Annotated in this window: 14 protein-coding genes; 10 read left to right on the plus strand and 4 right to left on the minus strand. The window is 63.7% G+C overall.

Features of this window, described 5'->3' with window-relative positions; all coding sequences use genetic code 11:
* Positions 1-6: 6 nt before the first annotated feature.
* The 3 genes from KVT37_RS17500 to KVT37_RS17510 all read left to right on the plus strand — a co-directional run bounded on the left by KVT37_RS17500 (position 7) and on the right by KVT37_RS17510 (position 2,402).
* Positions 7-549 (plus strand): thioesterase family protein, encoded by a 543-nt coding sequence (locus KVT37_RS17500; RefSeq protein ID WP_217575254.1) that lies wholly within the window; start codon positions 7-9, stop codon positions 547-549.
* A gap of 280 nt (positions 550-829) precedes the next feature.
* Positions 830-1,471 (plus strand): helix-turn-helix transcriptional regulator, encoded by a 642-nt coding sequence (locus tag KVT37_RS17505; RefSeq protein WP_217575255.1) that lies wholly within the window; start codon positions 830-832, stop codon positions 1,469-1,471.
* A gap of 10 nt (positions 1,472-1,481) precedes the next feature.
* Positions 1,482-2,402 (plus strand): thermonuclease family protein, encoded by a 921-nt coding sequence (locus tag KVT37_RS17510; protein ID WP_368860635.1) that lies wholly within the window; start codon positions 1,482-1,484, stop codon positions 2,400-2,402.
* Here KVT37_RS17510 and KVT37_RS17515 read toward each other — a convergent pair.
* Positions 2,365-4,014 (minus strand): lysine--tRNA ligase, encoded by a 1,650-nt coding sequence (locus KVT37_RS17515; RefSeq protein WP_217575259.1) that lies wholly within the window; start codon positions 4,012-4,014, stop codon positions 2,365-2,367. The two genes, KVT37_RS17510 and KVT37_RS17515, sit on opposite strands and share 38 nt — an antisense overlap.
* A 209-nt stretch (positions 4,015-4,223) precedes the next feature.
* On the opposite strand from KVT37_RS17515, the gene KVT37_RS17520 reads away from it, so the two are divergent.
* Positions 4,224-4,637 (plus strand): tellurite resistance TerB family protein, encoded by a 414-nt coding sequence (locus KVT37_RS17520; RefSeq protein WP_217575261.1) that lies wholly within the window; start codon positions 4,224-4,226, stop codon positions 4,635-4,637.
* A 160-nt stretch (positions 4,638-4,797) separates the two neighbouring features.
* Here the strand turns inward: KVT37_RS17520 and KVT37_RS17525 are convergent, their stop codons facing one another.
* On the minus strand, positions 4,798-5,619 hold the full coding sequence (locus tag KVT37_RS17525; RefSeq protein ID WP_217575410.1) for a transporter substrate-binding domain-containing protein: 822 nt from the start codon (positions 5,617-5,619) through the stop codon (positions 4,798-4,800).
* Between the two features lie 282 nt (positions 5,620-5,901).
* Between KVT37_RS17525 and KVT37_RS17530 the strand changes: the two genes are divergently transcribed.
* The 3 genes from KVT37_RS17530 (at position 5,902) to KVT37_RS17540 (ending at position 8,131) form a co-directional block, all read left to right on the plus strand.
* Entirely contained in the window at positions 5,902-6,633 is a 732-nt protein-coding gene (locus tag KVT37_RS17530; RefSeq protein WP_217575412.1) for a LuxR family transcriptional regulator, read from the plus strand.
* Positions 6,634-6,731: 98 nt separating this feature from the next.
* Positions 6,732-7,370: an acyl-homoserine-lactone synthase gene (locus KVT37_RS17535; RefSeq protein ID WP_217575263.1), complete on the plus strand. Its 639-nt coding sequence runs from the start codon at positions 6,732-6,734 to the stop codon at positions 7,368-7,370.
* Between the two features lie 11 nt (positions 7,371-7,381).
* Positions 7,382-8,131 (plus strand): enoyl-CoA hydratase-related protein, encoded by a 750-nt coding sequence (locus tag KVT37_RS17540; RefSeq protein WP_217575265.1) that lies wholly within the window; start codon positions 7,382-7,384, stop codon positions 8,129-8,131.
* A 106-nt stretch (positions 8,132-8,237) separates the two neighbouring features.
* Here the strand turns inward: KVT37_RS17540 and ppk2 are convergent, their stop codons facing one another.
* Positions 8,238-9,143: a polyphosphate kinase 2 gene (gene ppk2 / locus KVT37_RS17545; protein WP_217575267.1), complete on the minus strand. Its 906-nt coding sequence runs from the start codon at positions 9,141-9,143 to the stop codon at positions 8,238-8,240.
* Between the two features lie 201 nt (positions 9,144-9,344).
* Here ppk2 and KVT37_RS17550 point away from each other — a divergent pair, with 201 nt between their 5' ends.
* The 3 genes from KVT37_RS17550 to KVT37_RS17560 all read left to right on the plus strand — a co-directional run bounded on the left by KVT37_RS17550 (position 9,345) and on the right by KVT37_RS17560 (position 12,539).
* Positions 9,345-10,610 (plus strand): ATP-binding protein, encoded by a 1,266-nt coding sequence (locus KVT37_RS17550; protein WP_217575269.1) that lies wholly within the window; start codon positions 9,345-9,347, stop codon positions 10,608-10,610.
* 109 nt (positions 10,611-10,719) lie between these two features.
* Positions 10,720-11,442 (plus strand): phosphate signaling complex protein PhoU, encoded by a 723-nt coding sequence (gene phoU / locus KVT37_RS17555; RefSeq protein ID WP_217575271.1) that lies wholly within the window; start codon positions 10,720-10,722, stop codon positions 11,440-11,442.
* 86 nt (positions 11,443-11,528) lie between these two features.
* Positions 11,529-12,539, plus strand: coding sequence for a magnesium and cobalt transport protein CorA (locus KVT37_RS17560; protein WP_217575273.1), 1,011 nt, complete (start codon positions 11,529-11,531; stop codon positions 12,537-12,539).
* Between the two features lie 138 nt (positions 12,540-12,677).
* Here KVT37_RS17560 and KVT37_RS17565 read toward each other — a convergent pair whose 3' ends face one another.
* Positions 12,678-13,196: a GcrA family cell cycle regulator gene (locus KVT37_RS17565; protein WP_217575275.1), complete on the minus strand. Its 519-nt coding sequence runs from the start codon at positions 13,194-13,196 to the stop codon at positions 12,678-12,680.
* Positions 13,197-13,207 lie beyond the last annotated feature (11 nt).

The following is a 13,207-nucleotide window of genomic DNA, read 5'->3' on the forward strand; positions in this document are numbered from 1 at the left end:
CCGACCATGTATGTCTGGGGGCGAATGGCCCGCACAATGGCCACGGCGTCCAGCCGTGGCCCTTATGTTGTCGGCGATGAGAGCCGGCTGGCCTTTCGCTGCCTGCCGACCGACATCGATTTCAACCTGCATCTCAACAATGCGCGCTACATGATGCTGGCCGACCTCGGCCGCATCGACATCTTCCTGCGCGTCGGCCTCATCGCGCTGGCGCGCAAGAGCGGCTGGGCGCCGATGATCGGCGGCCTGCAGGTCGCCTATGTGCGCGAGATCAAACTATGGCGGCGCTTCGAGGTGGTGTCGTCGATCGAAACCTGGGAAGGCACGTCCGTCATCGGCCGGCACCGTTTCGTCCTCGATGGCGGCGAGACGGCGGCGTTGATCCTGACCACCGGCGGCGTCTATGACCGTGGCGGTCGCCGCTTCCTGGACATCGACGAGGTCGTCGCCGCGCTCGGCCATTCCGCCAAACCGCGCCCGCCGACCGAGGCCGAGCGGGCGTTCATGGCCTCGCACAGGAATCTGCGCGAGCAGGCCAAGGCGGCCTGATCGGGCAGGCGCACCCCGCGGGCCAATCGGATTCGATCACGCTTTGGGGATCGAGCCGGCGTCCGCCTTTTTGCAGCAGGCGCGCGTGACAATGCCGCCGTGGAGTTCGTGTCGGTCATGAATGCCGAGGAACTCAAGAAGGGTCTGCCCAAAGCCCGGTTAGGCGCTGCGTTCGAGCCATGAGGCATTCTTAACGATCCGCCGGCTGTGCCGGTGGACAAGGCCGTGACCGCGCGCTAGACAGGTAGAGGCATTTTTTCCTGTTTGAAGGAGCGCGGCATTGCTCTCACACGACCGCGTATGGGCCGCAATCGACGCCCTTGCCGAGCGCTATTCGCTGTCGGCTTCCGGCCTTGCCCGGCGCGCGGGCCTCGATTCGACGGCCTTCAACAAGTCGAAGCGCCTGTCGTCCGACGGCCGGCCGCGCTGGCCCTCGACCGAATCGCTGGCCAAGATCATCGAGGCCACCGGCGCTTCGCTCGAGGAATTCACCGGGCTGGTCGAGGGGCGCGCCGGCATTTCCATCGCCCAGCAGCGCAGCGCCGTGCCTTTGCTCGGCTTCGCCCAGGCCGGCGCCGGCGGCTTCTTCGACGACGCCGGCTATCCGGCGGGGCAGGGCTGGGATCTGGTCGAGCTTCCGGCGCGGGCGACCGAGACGTCCTATGCGCTGCAGGTGCAGGGCGATTCCATGCTGCCGCTATACCGCAATGGCGACGTGCTGATCGTCGAACCGGGCGCGCCGACGCGCAAAGGCGACCGTGTCGTGGTCAAGACCACCGCCGGCGAGGTCATGGCCAAGGTGCTCGACCGCCAGACGGTGAAATCGATCGTGCTGGTGTCGCTCAACCCCGCTCACCCCGATCGCGATATCCCGGCGCGCGATATCGAGTGGGTGGCGCGCATCGTCTGGGCGAGCCAGTAGGGCCGGGCTGGTGCGGCTTCTCCAAACAGCCTTGGCGGTTCTGGCAATTCCGGTGATGGCGGCTCTCGTTGCCGCCGGTGGACGCACGGTCAAGGGTCACGAAAGCGTCGTTGCCGTCGATCAGATCGATCCCATTGCAGATACGCTCCCCATCGCCGGCGGCGGCACGCTTTCCGCTTCCGGCGCCGATGCTCCACCGCAGGAGCCGGCAACCTCGTCCATTCCCGCGCCCGCCGCGCCGCAGCCTCAGAAGCCCGTTGTTCATTCGAGGCCCATCGATCCCGACGTGGTGGCGCCGCCTGCGCTCTCGGACAACGAGCTCGAACGGGTCGAACCACGTGCGCCGCTCAGCGATCTGGCGCTTGCCGGGCCGCCCAAGCCGCCGAAGGTGAAGATGCCGGGCGACTGGAACGGCACCAAGCTTTTCCAGCCGGTCGCCACGGCCGCCGGGCTGATCGAGGCAAAGGGTTTCGCCGTCGCCATCACCGGCGTCGACGTCGTCAAAGCCGACGAAACCTGCAGCGACGCGGGCAAGGACTGGGCTTGCGGCGCGCATGCGCGGACGGCGTTCCGCTCCTTCCTGCGCGGCCGCGCCGTCGCTTGCACGCTGCCGCCCGAAGGCGGGCGCGACACCATTTCCGCCGACTGCCATATCGGCAACCAGGACGTCGGCCAGTGGCTGGTGGAGAATGGCTGGGCGCGCGCCGCGCAAGGCGGCCCCTATGTCGAGACCGAGAACAAGGCGCGTACCGCGAAGAAGGGAATTTTCGGGCCGGCGCCGAACCTTGGCGGTCTGCCGGCGCTGCCGGCCGCGGCGGAATCGGCGCCGGTTGCGCCGGATTCCATCCTGCCGGCCAACGACGGCGCCGTTACGCCGCCAGTCGATCAGGCCGCTACGCCGCCAGCTGGCCAGCCAGCGCCCGCTCAATGAGCGCGCGCGTCTCGGCAATGCCGTAAAGTGCCGCGAACGAGCCGAAGCGCGGGCCGCGTTCCTGGCCGATCAGCACCTGGTAGATCATCTGGAAGAAGGCGACCGACACGCCGGGCCCGCCCTCCGGGCTCTGCTTGGAGTGGTCCTGGTAGCGCTCGATCTTGCGCGCGACGTTGAGCGCGGCGTTCTGGATCGCTTCGCCATCGGCGCCTTGCGGCAGCGCCCCGAGCGCCTCGGAGAGCTTCGCCAGCGCCTCGCGCTCCACCTCGTCGGCGGCACGGAAAACCTTGGTCGGCTTCACGAAGTCGTCGAAGTAGCGGATCGCGTAGCCGGTCAGCCGGTCGAGTTCGCGATGCGTCTTCGGCGTCACGCCCGGCGCGTGGCGCGAGATGAAGCCCCACAGCACCGACTTGTCATGCGCGTTGGAGGCGCTCACCAGGTTGAGGAGCAGCGCAAACGGCACCGGCAGGTCGATGGCCGGCGGATTGCCGTCATGCATGTGCCATACGGGATTGCCGAGCCGCTCCTTCCAGTCCTGACGCGGATAGGCGCCGAGGAAAGCGTAATACTCGTCCACCGCCTTCGGGATGACGTCGAAATAGAGCTTCTTCGCCTGCCGCGGCCGCTGGTACATATAGAGACTGAGGCTCTCGGTCGGCGCATAGGTCAGCCATTCGTCGATGGTGAGCCCGTTGCCCTTCGACTTCGAGATCTTCTGGCCTTCCTCGTCGAGGAACAGTTCGTACACAAAATGCTCCGGCGCGCGCCCGCCGAGGATGTTGCAGATGCGGTCGTAGATCGCCGCGTTGGTCTGGTGATCCTTGCCGAACATCTCGAAATCGACGCCGAGCGCCGCCCAGCGCATGCCGAAATCCGGCTTCCACTGCAGCTTCACATGGCCGCCGGTGACCGGAAGCGTGGTTTCGGTGCCTTCGTCGTCGAAGGTGACGGTGCCGGCCTTGGCGTCGACTCGGCTCATCGGCACGTAGAGCACGCGGCCGCTCTTCGGCGAGATCGGCAGGAACGGGCTGTAGGTCGCCTGACGCTCCGGCCCGAGCGTCGGCAGCATCACGCCCATGATCTCGTCGTAGCGCTCGGCGGCGCGCAGCAGTATCTCGTCGAAGCGGCCGGCCTTGTAGTACTGCGTCGCGCTGGCGAACTCGTAGTCGAAGCCGAACGTGTCGAGGAAGCGGCACAGCATCGCGTTGTTGTGGTCGGCAAAGCTTGCATAGTCGCCGCCGAACGGATTGGGCACCGAGGTCAGCGGCATATGCAGATACGGCTCGAGCGCCGCGCGGTCCGGCACGTTCTCCGGGATCTTGCGCATGCCGTCCATGTCGTCGGAGAAGCACAAAAGCTTGGTCTTGACCTTGTCTCCGGTCAGCACCCGGAAGGCATGCCGCACCATGGTGGTGCGCGCCACCTCGCCGAAGGTGCCGATATGCGGCAGGCCGGACGGGCCGTAGCCGGTCTCGAACAGGACGGTCTCGGGAAAGTCTTTGCCCTTGTAGCGGGCGATGATTTTCTTGGCTTCCTCGAACGGCCAGGCCTTGCTCTCGGCCGCCGCCGCAAGCATCTCGGGCGTGAGATCGATGATGTTTGATCCCGTCATGTCAAAGTTCCAGTCAAGGCCGTCTTGCGGCGGATAAGATTTGTTGACCGGTCTCTAGGCGCGACAGGCCGGAGCGTCAACGATTTGCGGCGGTTTTCCTTGCGGCGCCACAATCGCGCTCCTACGTTCGAGCCTCGCTTTCCAGTGCACGTCACCCAAAGTGGATTGCGGTTTTGGGAGAATGACGTGCACGCCTCTAGGAGTTTTGAATGCCTTTGCTGACGACGCACGAAGCCCTGATCCACCTGATGGTCATCACCTCGGCTTCCGACCGCGACATGACCGATGTCGAGCTGGCGCGGATCGGTGACGTCGTCCGCTCCTGGCCGATCTTCGTCGATTTCAACCAGGACAGGCTGATTCAGGTGGCGCAGGCCTGCCAGAAGGCGCTGCATGAGAAGGATGGGCTGGAAGGTGTGCTGGCGCGCGTTGCCGAAGCTTTGCCGGAGCGGCTGCGCGATACCGCCTACGCCGCTGCCTTCGAAGTCGCCGCTGTGGACCTCGAAATGCGCATGGAGGAGGTCCGCGTCCTGCAGCTCATCCGCCTGAAGCTTGATCTCGATACGCTTACGGTCGCCGCGATCGCGCGTGCGGCCAAGGCGCGCCTGCGCACGCTGACTTAGGGTTTGTCGATATTCAGGTGAGGCCGGCCTGCGAATGGCGGCTTCTTGCGCTTCCGGTGCTCACGTACCCAAAAGTACGCTCCGCTCCGGTTCTCAGAACCCGCCATTCTCGACTCGTCCTGACCTGAATCTCAACAAACCCTGAGCCGCAGGCCTTGCTTCAAAAGAAACTCACAGGGAAATAGCGCAGATAGAACTCGGCAAAGGTGCCTTTGATCGAGATTTCCTGCAGCGCGTAGTCGAAGGCGGCGGCAAGCGCGGTGTCGCTCTTGCGGGTGGCGATCGCCATGCCCGAGCCCAGATATTCCGGCGCCAGATACGGACCGCCGGCAAAGCGGCAGCAGCCGGCCGCGTCGGAGCCGCCCAGCCAGAAGGCAAAGCGCATGCCGTCGCCGAAGGCGGCGTCAACCTTGCCGGCTTTGAGATCGGCGTAGAGGGTTTCCGGTGTATCGAAGGTCACGACCTGCACGGTCTTGAAATAGTCGCGCAGCATTTTCTCGTGCGCCGAGCCGGCGACGACTCCGACCCGCTTGCTGCGCAACTTGTCGAGGATCGGCTCGGCGAAGGCCTTCGCCTTCGGCATGATGAACCGCGCCGGGAACTGCAAATAGGAGCGCGAAAAGGTGTATTTCTCGCGGCTCTCCGGTGTCGCGGCGATGCCGGCAATGATCGCCTCGCCTTCGCCTTTCTGGAGAGCATCCTCCAGTTCGTTCCACGGCAGGGCCTGGACCTGGCATTTCTCGACGACGCCCAATTCCGCGCAGATCGCCCGCGCCAGATCGATGTGGAAACCTGACAGGCGGCCCGAGCCGTCGAGGAAGTTGAAGGGCGGAAAATCGGTGGTGGTGAGGAATCTCAGCCGCGGCAGCGCCGACAAATCGGGTTTCGGCAGCCGCTCCTTGGCGTCCCATAGCACCGGCACCTGCGGCTCCGCTGCCTGAGTCGCGCCGGCACACGGCAATGCGCCGCCCAGCACGGACATCAGCGCCAGAAATATCCACCGCAAGATCACGATATGGCTCCGCGCCCGCCCCCGTTCGAAGGCTTTTCGTATGAAAATGGGGCAGGCACAACGGTTTTTGATTTCAAGCGACCAAATTAGGCGTATGGTTTAGCGCGTTTGCAAATAACCTCGCGCGCGCCGGAAGGGGGAAGCTACCGGCTTTGCGGGGGAGATTGCGATCGGGGGGTTGATGGCGAAGGGCGGTTCGGGCATCTAGCGTCGGTAACGAAAAAGCAGAAGCAACATGGGGTAGATGTTGCGATGGGCCTGTTTGACAGAACTCTGGAATATATAGACCAGCTGCAGAATGCCGGCACCGCGGCCGCGGTTTGCGAGCGGCTGCTTGGCATCACCTCGAATTTCGGCCTGACCGCCCTGATGGCGGGAACCGTGCCGCAGCCGGGCACGCCGCGTGGCCGGCAGAAGCAGCACGTGATGCTTTGCGATTGGCCCGGCGATTGGCTGGAGCGCTACGTGGCGCGCAACTATGTCGACCACGATCCGGTCGTCAGCCACATGAAGCAGCTGCAGGCGCCGTTCCAATGGCGTGATGCTTCCAAAAATGCCGTGATCGACAAGAGCAGCGACGAAGTCATGGGCGACGCGCGCGAGTTCAAGCTGCGCGACGGCCTGGCGTTCCCGCTGGTCACGCTCGATGGCCAGATCGTCATGGTCTCGCTGGGCGGCGAGTCCGTCGATCTGTCCGATACGGAATTCGGAATGGTCTCGCTGGCGTCGACCTACGCGATCGGCCGTGCCATGCAGTTGCACACCAAGGCCGAGACCATCATCGATCACATAGAATTGACGGCGCGTGAGCGGGAATGCCTGCAATGGGCGGCCGTCGGCAAGTCCGAATGGGAGATATCTCAAATTTTAGGCATCTCGGAACACACTTCCGAGAAACATCTTCTTAACGCCAAGAGCAAACTGGGTGCAGCCAATCGGGTGCAGGCAGTCGCAGAGGCCATTAGGCGCGGCTATATTAGCTAGGTCGGCCGTGCCGACCTAGAAATTCTTGCCTGCGCGTTCGCGCAATATTTTAAGGGACATCACGGCCGTATCTTCCTCTTAAGCCTAGGAGACGGCTAATGCTTTTTGCCCTTACCACTCAGGAATTGATGGAACGCCCCGACCTCTGGGAGGCTGTCCACCGCCTGCGCTACAAGATCTTCGTCGAGGAGATGGGATGGACCGATCTCGATCGTCCGGACCAGCTCGAGATCGACCAGTTCGACCATGACGAGGCCGAACATCACCTCGTCATCCGCAACGGTGAACTGGCAGGCTACCAGCGCATGCTGCCGACCACTCGGCCGCATCTTCTGACCGACGTGTTGTCGGACCTCTGCGAGGGGCCGTCCCCCTCGGGACCGAATGTCTGGGAGCTGACCCGCTACGCGGTGGCCCCGGGCTTTCGCGACGGCAAGCGCGGCGTCTCGACGGTCGGCACCGAGCTGATCGCCGGCTTCGTCGAATGGGGCCTCAAGCGCAACGTCAACCAGGTCATCATCGAGTTCGAGCCGATGTGGGTGCTGCGGGCGCTACAACTGCACTTCCTGGCAAAGCCGCTCGGCTATCAGCGCACCTATGGCAACCAGCAGGTCGTGGCGACGCTGCTCACCTTCACCGAGCATACGCTCGATATCGTGCGAGCCCGCCGCAACCACTTCCTGCCGGTGCTGAACCGGGGCTATCCCGGCCTGCTCGGCCTGAAGCAGGCTTCGTGAGGGAGGCGGTCATGAGCTTCCATCCCGAACCGGAACTGCGCGGCCACACGCTGGTCGTCACCGTGTCCTCGCATGACGGAAGGCCGGTGCTCGACCGGCACGCTTATGCGAGCCTTGCCAGGACCTTGCACGAGGCGGCGGTCAATGACGAGGTCCGCGTCGTCATGCTGCGTGGCCTTGCCGGCTGCTTCTGCCTCGGCGGCGACTTCTCGGAATTCCTCGACGCCACCAAGCACCGAGAGCTGATCGCCGCCGTCACCGACATGTTCCGCATGTTGGCGACCTTCCCCAAGCCGGTGCTTGCCTGTGTCGACGGCGATGCCGTCGGCGTCGGCTGCACCATACTGTTCCATTGCGACATGGTGATCGCTTCCAAGGGCAGCACCTTCAGGGTGCCGTTCGTCGATTTCGGCCTGGTGCCGGACGCGGCGACCAGCATTCTGGCGCCCCAGAAGCTCGGCTATGCCGGGGCTTTCCGCTTCTTTTGCCTGGGCGACACGCTCGGCGTCGAGGATGCCAAGGCGCTTGGCCTGGTCGGCGAGATCGTGACGCAAGGCAGCGCCGAGGAAGCGACACTGGCGAGGGCCAAACATCTCGCCAAGAAGCCGGTGGCGGCATTGCTGCAGACGCGCAGCCTGCTCAAGGGCGATACGGACGTGTTGTGCGACCGCATCGACCACGAGATCACGCTGTTCCAGCAGGCGCTTCAGGATGACACGACGCTGAAGCGGCTGCAGCGGATCGCCCGCCTGGCCGCCTGACAGGCATGAAAGTCTCAGCGCCGCGCGAGCTTAAAGCCGCGCGGCGCTGTAACGTTCTGACGTATGTCGTTCGCCGAAACCGCTGCGCTCTTTTGAACGACCTGCATCAATCCTTCAGGAAATCCGGCCCTTCGCCGATGATCTTCTTGTCGGCTTTGCCGATGGCGTCGAGGTCGCGGCCGTCATAGGGCAGCGATAGAAGGATGCGCTGGATCACCGCCAGCCGGGCGCGGCGCTTGTCGTTGGCGCGCACGATGATCCAGGGCGAGAACTCCTTGTGCGTGCGTTCGATCATCTGGTCGCGCGCCTTGGTGTAGTCGTCCCATTTGCTGACGCCGGCGATATCGATGGGCGAGAACTTCCAGTTCTTCAGCGGCGACCAGCGGCGGTCGTGGAAGCGTTCAAGCTGCGTCTCGCGGCCGATGTTCAGCCAGAATTTGAAGAAATGGATGCCTTCATTGGAGATCATCCGCTCGAAATGCGGCGTCTCGTCGAGGAATTTCTCGTGCTGCTCGGGCGTGCAGAACCCCATGACCGGCTCGACACCGGCGCGGTTGTACCAGGAGCGGTCGAAGGTGACGAATTCGCCCGACGTCGGGAAATGGTCGACATAGCGCTGGTAATACCATTGCCCGGCCTCGGTCGGCGTCGGCTTGGTCAGCGCGACGTTGCGCGCCGTGCGCGGGTTCATGTATTGCCGCAGCACGAAGATCGTGCCGCCCTTGCCGGCGGCGTCTCTGCCCTCGAACAGCGCCATCACCCGCTTGCCGGTCGCCTGCAGCCAGGCCTGCGCCTTGACCAGTTCGATCTGCAGCCGCTCGAGCTCCGGTTCGTACTCCTCTCCCTTCATCTTCTTGTCGTAGGGATAGCCGCCGGCAGTCAGCTTGTTGTCCTCGATCCAGTCCGGCAGCACCGGATTGTCGATGTCGAACGCGCGTTCCTTGCCGCCGATCTTGATCTTGATCGGTTCCGTGGCCGGCACCGCTTCTGCCGTTTCCTTGGCTTTTTTCATCCAGACGAACCTTTCCAGTTTGCGGACTCATGCTATGGAGCCTTGGCGGCGTAGCGCCCATTTGGATGCTGAGACGCCGTAGCATTTTGATTTTGCGCATGAAGTTTCGCGAAAATCGATCCTGATTTTCGAGAAGCCCATGCGCCAGGCCGGTCCAGCGAGCCGCTGACCGGTCGACGGGATGCGGGGTGGCGCGGGCCTATGGCAGAGACGGGCGCGGAGCAAGAGAGCAGGAGGCAAGCCCTGGTGGCGCGGCTTTGGCGCAACCGCTGGCTGCTTGCCGCCGGCATCGTTGCGGTCCTCGCGGTTTATTTCCTCGCTGGCGCTTCAATCTATGTGCTGGTGCCGGCGTTGGCTCTGTTGGCGGCCGCGGCGATGCTGCCCGCCGATGCCGAGCGTCAGTCGGCCGATGCGGCTGCCGCGATCGAGGCCGGCGGGCTGCAGCGGCTCTCCGGCGAGTATCTGGCGGCCGCGGTCGCCGATCCGCTGATCATCTTCGACCATTCCGCCGCCATGGTTCACGCCAACGCCGCCGCCTTCGCCGCCTTCGGCGGGCTGGCGCCGGGCATGTCGCTGGCGTTGAAGTTTCGCGCGCCGGAAATGCAGGCCTTGCTGGACGGCATCCTGTCGGGGAAGGTCGCCGCCGATGCGGTCGACTACACCGAAAAGCTGCCCGTGGAACGGACATATCGGGTCAGCGCGTCCACGGTCGGCCACGCCACCGGCCTCTACGTGCTGGTGTTCAAGGATCAGAGCGAGACGCGCCGCATCGATCGCATGCGGGCCGATTTCATCGCCAATGCCAGTCATGAGCTGCGCACTCCGCTTGCCTCGATAGCAGGCTTCATCGAGACGCTGCGCGGCCCGGCCCGCAACGATCCGGCGGCGCGCGACCAGTTCCTGCAGATCATGCAGAACCAGACCGGCCGCATGGCCCGCCTGATCGACGATCTGCTCTCGCTGTCGCGGCTGGAGATGAAACCCTATCTGAAGCCGGGCACGGAAGTCGATCTTCGCCAGACGATCGACAGCGTGATCGATTCGCTCGGACCGCTGGCCGCGGAGAACGGCCTCGTCATCGACCGGGAGTTCGCCAGCGGGTGGCTGGTCGTGCCCGGCGACCGCGACGAGCTGTTCCAGGTCTTCGAGAATCTCCTGGAAAATGCCTGTAAATACGGCCAATCAGGCGGGCATGTCACCGTATCGATTGTAGCCGCCGAGGACGCCCAGCAACCGGGCTTCGACGTCACCATCAGGGACTACGGCCCGGGCATTGCCGAAGAGCACATTCCGCGCATTACCGAGCGTTTTTACCGCGTCGATGTCGAAAACAGCCGCACCCAGAAAGGCACCGGGCTTGGCCTTTCGATCGTCAAGCATATATTGACACGTCATAACGCAAGATTGTCGATCAAGTCGGAAGTCGGCAAGGGCGCGGCGTTCACGGTTCATTTGCCGGCTCGCTGATCGTGTACCGGTTGCCAACCGGGATTTTCTTCTTTCTGTCATGCGGTTCGCGTATCAGCGACAGATTGAGGGAACGCACCAGCCGGTACAAAACCGGGAAGGCATGTCCATGCAGTCCGTCCATATCGCCAGTGCCTATGATGAAGAACTGAAATTCCTGTCCAAGCGCATCGCCGCGATGGGCGGCCATGCCGAGCGCATGGTCGAACAGGCGGTCGCGGCCCTGGTCAATCTCGACCATGGCCTCGCGCAGAAGGTCATCCAGGACGATCTGGTGCTCGACGAGGGACAGCGCGAGATCGACGACAAGGCCATCATCATCATTGCCAGGCGCCAGCCGATGGCGACGGATCTTCGCGAGATCGTCGGCGCCATCCGCATCTCGGCCGATATCGAGCGCGTCGGCGACCTCGGCAAGAACGTCGCCAAGCGCGTGGCTGCCGTCGACGGCCGCCAGCCGAACAGCCTGTTCCGCGGCCTGGAGGCCCTTGCCGACCTGGCGCTGACGCAGCTCAAGGAAGTGCTGGACGTCTATGCCTCGCGCTCGGTTGAGAGGATCGGCTTCGTGCGCGACCGCGACGACCAGATCGACGCCATGTACACCTCGCTGTTCCGCGAGCTTTTGACCTATATGATGGAAGATCCGCGCAACATCACGCCCTGCACGCATCTCTTGTTCTGCGCCAAGAACATCGAGCGGATTGGTGACCACGCGACCAACATCGCCGAGACCATCTATTACATCGTCACCGGCGATCAGATGCCCGCCGACCGGCCGAAGGGCGACAAGACCGACCAGATCGTGCTTCCAGGACTGATCCCGGCTAAGTGAACGGGCGCCTCTCGAACGGTTTTCTAATTTAGGCTAAGCTCTTCCCGGCACAACGATTTGTCAGTCGCAGTCTCGGGAGGTTTGCGATGGAACAAGTTCGAAACCTGACTCCAGCGCCGCAGCCGACATCGGGCATCATCGCCTCAAGCGTCTATTCCAGCGGCAAGCGGGTCGCCGATATCGCGATCGAACAGGCCGGCGAATGGGCGGCAAAACCCGGCCATGTCGTCTGGATCGGCCTGCTCGAGCCCGATCGCAACCTTCTCCTCAGGGTGCAGGCACAATTCCACCTGCACGACCTGGCCATCGAGGATGCCGAGCATCCGCATGCGCGCCCCAAGATCGAGCAATATGGCGATGCCCTCTTCATCGTCGCGCGCACCGCGCAATTGATCGACGGCCGCGTCACTTTCGGCGAGACGCATCTGTTCGTCGGCACCGGCTACATCGTCAGCGTCCGCCACGGCCCGTCGACCTCCTACGCCGCCGTGCGCCAGCACTGGGAAAGCTGCCCGCATTCGCTGGCCAAGGGCGAGGATTTCGTCCTCTACGCCATCCTCGACTTCATCGTCGACAATTACATGCCGGTGCTGGAGCAGATCGAGGACGAGGTCGAGGCGATCGAGGACAAGGTGCTTTTGAAGCCGATGACCGGTTCCGATATCGAGCGGCTCTACATGCTGCGCCGCGACCTGCTGCGGCTGCGCAATGCGGCGCTGCCGCTGGTCGAGGTCTGCCGCCGGTTGACCAGCGCCGAGCTGCCGCAGATCCATGCCGCCATGCATCCGCTGTTTCGCGACGTGACCGATCACATCCGCACCGTGCAGGAAAAGATCGACTCCCTGCGCGAGGTTCTGGCCTTCGCCTTCGAAGCCAGCCTGCTGGTCGGCCAGAGCCAGGAAACCGCCATCTCCAAGAAACTAGCCTCATGGGCCGCCATCCTGGCTGTGCCTACGGCCTTCGCCGGCATCTACGGCATGAACTTTTCCGACATGCCGGAACTGAAGATGGAATACGGCTATCCGACAGTGCTAGCGGCGATCGCGCTGATCTGCGCGTTCCTGTACTGGCGGTTCAAGAAGAATGGGTGGCTGTGAAGGTAAGGGAATAAGGGAATAGGGGAGTAGGGCAGTAAGGGAGTAGGGTAATACGGGAGTGCTAGGCTGGCGAAACGTCGCGCATGAAGCGCTCTTTTCCCCTACTCCCTTACTGCCCTATTCCCCTATTCCCTTAATTCATCTTGCCCTGCGCCGTTCCGCCGCCGGCTGGAATGCGACACGGGAATGATACTTGCAGTACGGTCCCGTCTCGGCGGCGTCGTTGCCGCAGAAGCTGAAATCTTCCGACAGGGGATCGCCGTTCGGCCATTTGCAGGTGCGCTCGGTGAGCTCGACCAGCTGCAGGTTGCGCGAAATCGGCACGACCACGTTCTCGACCGGGCGGATATAGTGGCGCGCCACCGGCTCGGCGTCGAACTGCACCTGCAGCGCGGTGGCGCCGATGGTCGCCGTCACATGGCGCGTCGCGCTCGCCGCGCGGGTCACCGATTTCTGCATCGAGGCGCCTTGCGCCACTTTCTTCTGGCGTGCCGGGGCGGCTGTCGCGCGACCGCGGCCCGACAGCTTCAGGCGATGCACCTTGCCGATGACGGCGTTGCGGCTCACTCCGCCGAGCTGTGCGGCAATCTGGCTTGCACTCAGACCCTCCGACCACAATTTCCTGAGAAGTTCTACCCGCTCGTCAGTCCAGTTCATGAGACCGCGCT

This window comes from Mesorhizobium sp. GbtcB19, assembly GCF_019091085.1.
In the GTDB taxonomy this organism is placed as follows: Bacteria; Pseudomonadota; Alphaproteobacteria; order Rhizobiales; family Rhizobiaceae; genus Mesorhizobium.

Excerpts from the sequence above, each read along its gene's own strand:
- KVT37_RS17500 (WP_217575254.1), top strand. The coding sequence starts at position 7 with ATGTATGTCTGGGGGCGAATGGCCCGCACAATGGCCACGGCGTCCAGC.
- KVT37_RS17515 (WP_217575259.1), bottom strand. The coding sequence starts at position 4,014 with ATGACGGGATCAAACATCATCGATCTCACGCCCGAGATGCTTGCGGCG.
- KVT37_RS17520 (WP_217575261.1), top strand. The coding sequence starts at position 4,224 with ATGCCTTTGCTGACGACGCACGAAGCCCTGATCCACCTGATGGTCATC.
- KVT37_RS17525 (WP_217575410.1), bottom strand. The coding sequence starts at position 5,619 with ATGTCCGTGCTGGGCGGCGCATTGCCGTGTGCCGGCGCGACTCAGGCA.
- KVT37_RS17530 (WP_217575412.1), top strand. The coding sequence starts at position 5,902 with ATGGGCCTGTTTGACAGAACTCTGGAATATATAGACCAGCTGCAGAAT.
- KVT37_RS17535 (WP_217575263.1), top strand. The coding sequence starts at position 6,732 with ATGCTTTTTGCCCTTACCACTCAGGAATTGATGGAACGCCCCGACCTC.
- KVT37_RS17540 (WP_217575265.1), top strand. The coding sequence starts at position 7,382 with ATGAGCTTCCATCCCGAACCGGAACTGCGCGGCCACACGCTGGTCGTC.
- ppk2 (WP_217575267.1), bottom strand. The coding sequence starts at position 9,143 with ATGAAAAAAGCCAAGGAAACGGCAGAAGCGGTGCCGGCCACGGAACCG.
- KVT37_RS17550 (WP_217575269.1), top strand. The coding sequence starts at position 9,345 with ATGGCAGAGACGGGCGCGGAGCAAGAGAGCAGGAGGCAAGCCCTGGTG.
- phoU (WP_217575271.1), top strand. The coding sequence starts at position 10,720 with ATGCAGTCCGTCCATATCGCCAGTGCCTATGATGAAGAACTGAAATTC.
- KVT37_RS17560 (WP_217575273.1), top strand. The coding sequence starts at position 11,529 with ATGGAACAAGTTCGAAACCTGACTCCAGCGCCGCAGCCGACATCGGGC.
- KVT37_RS17565 (WP_217575275.1), bottom strand. The coding sequence starts at position 13,196 with ATGAACTGGACTGACGAGCGGGTAGAACTTCTCAGGAAATTGTGGTCG.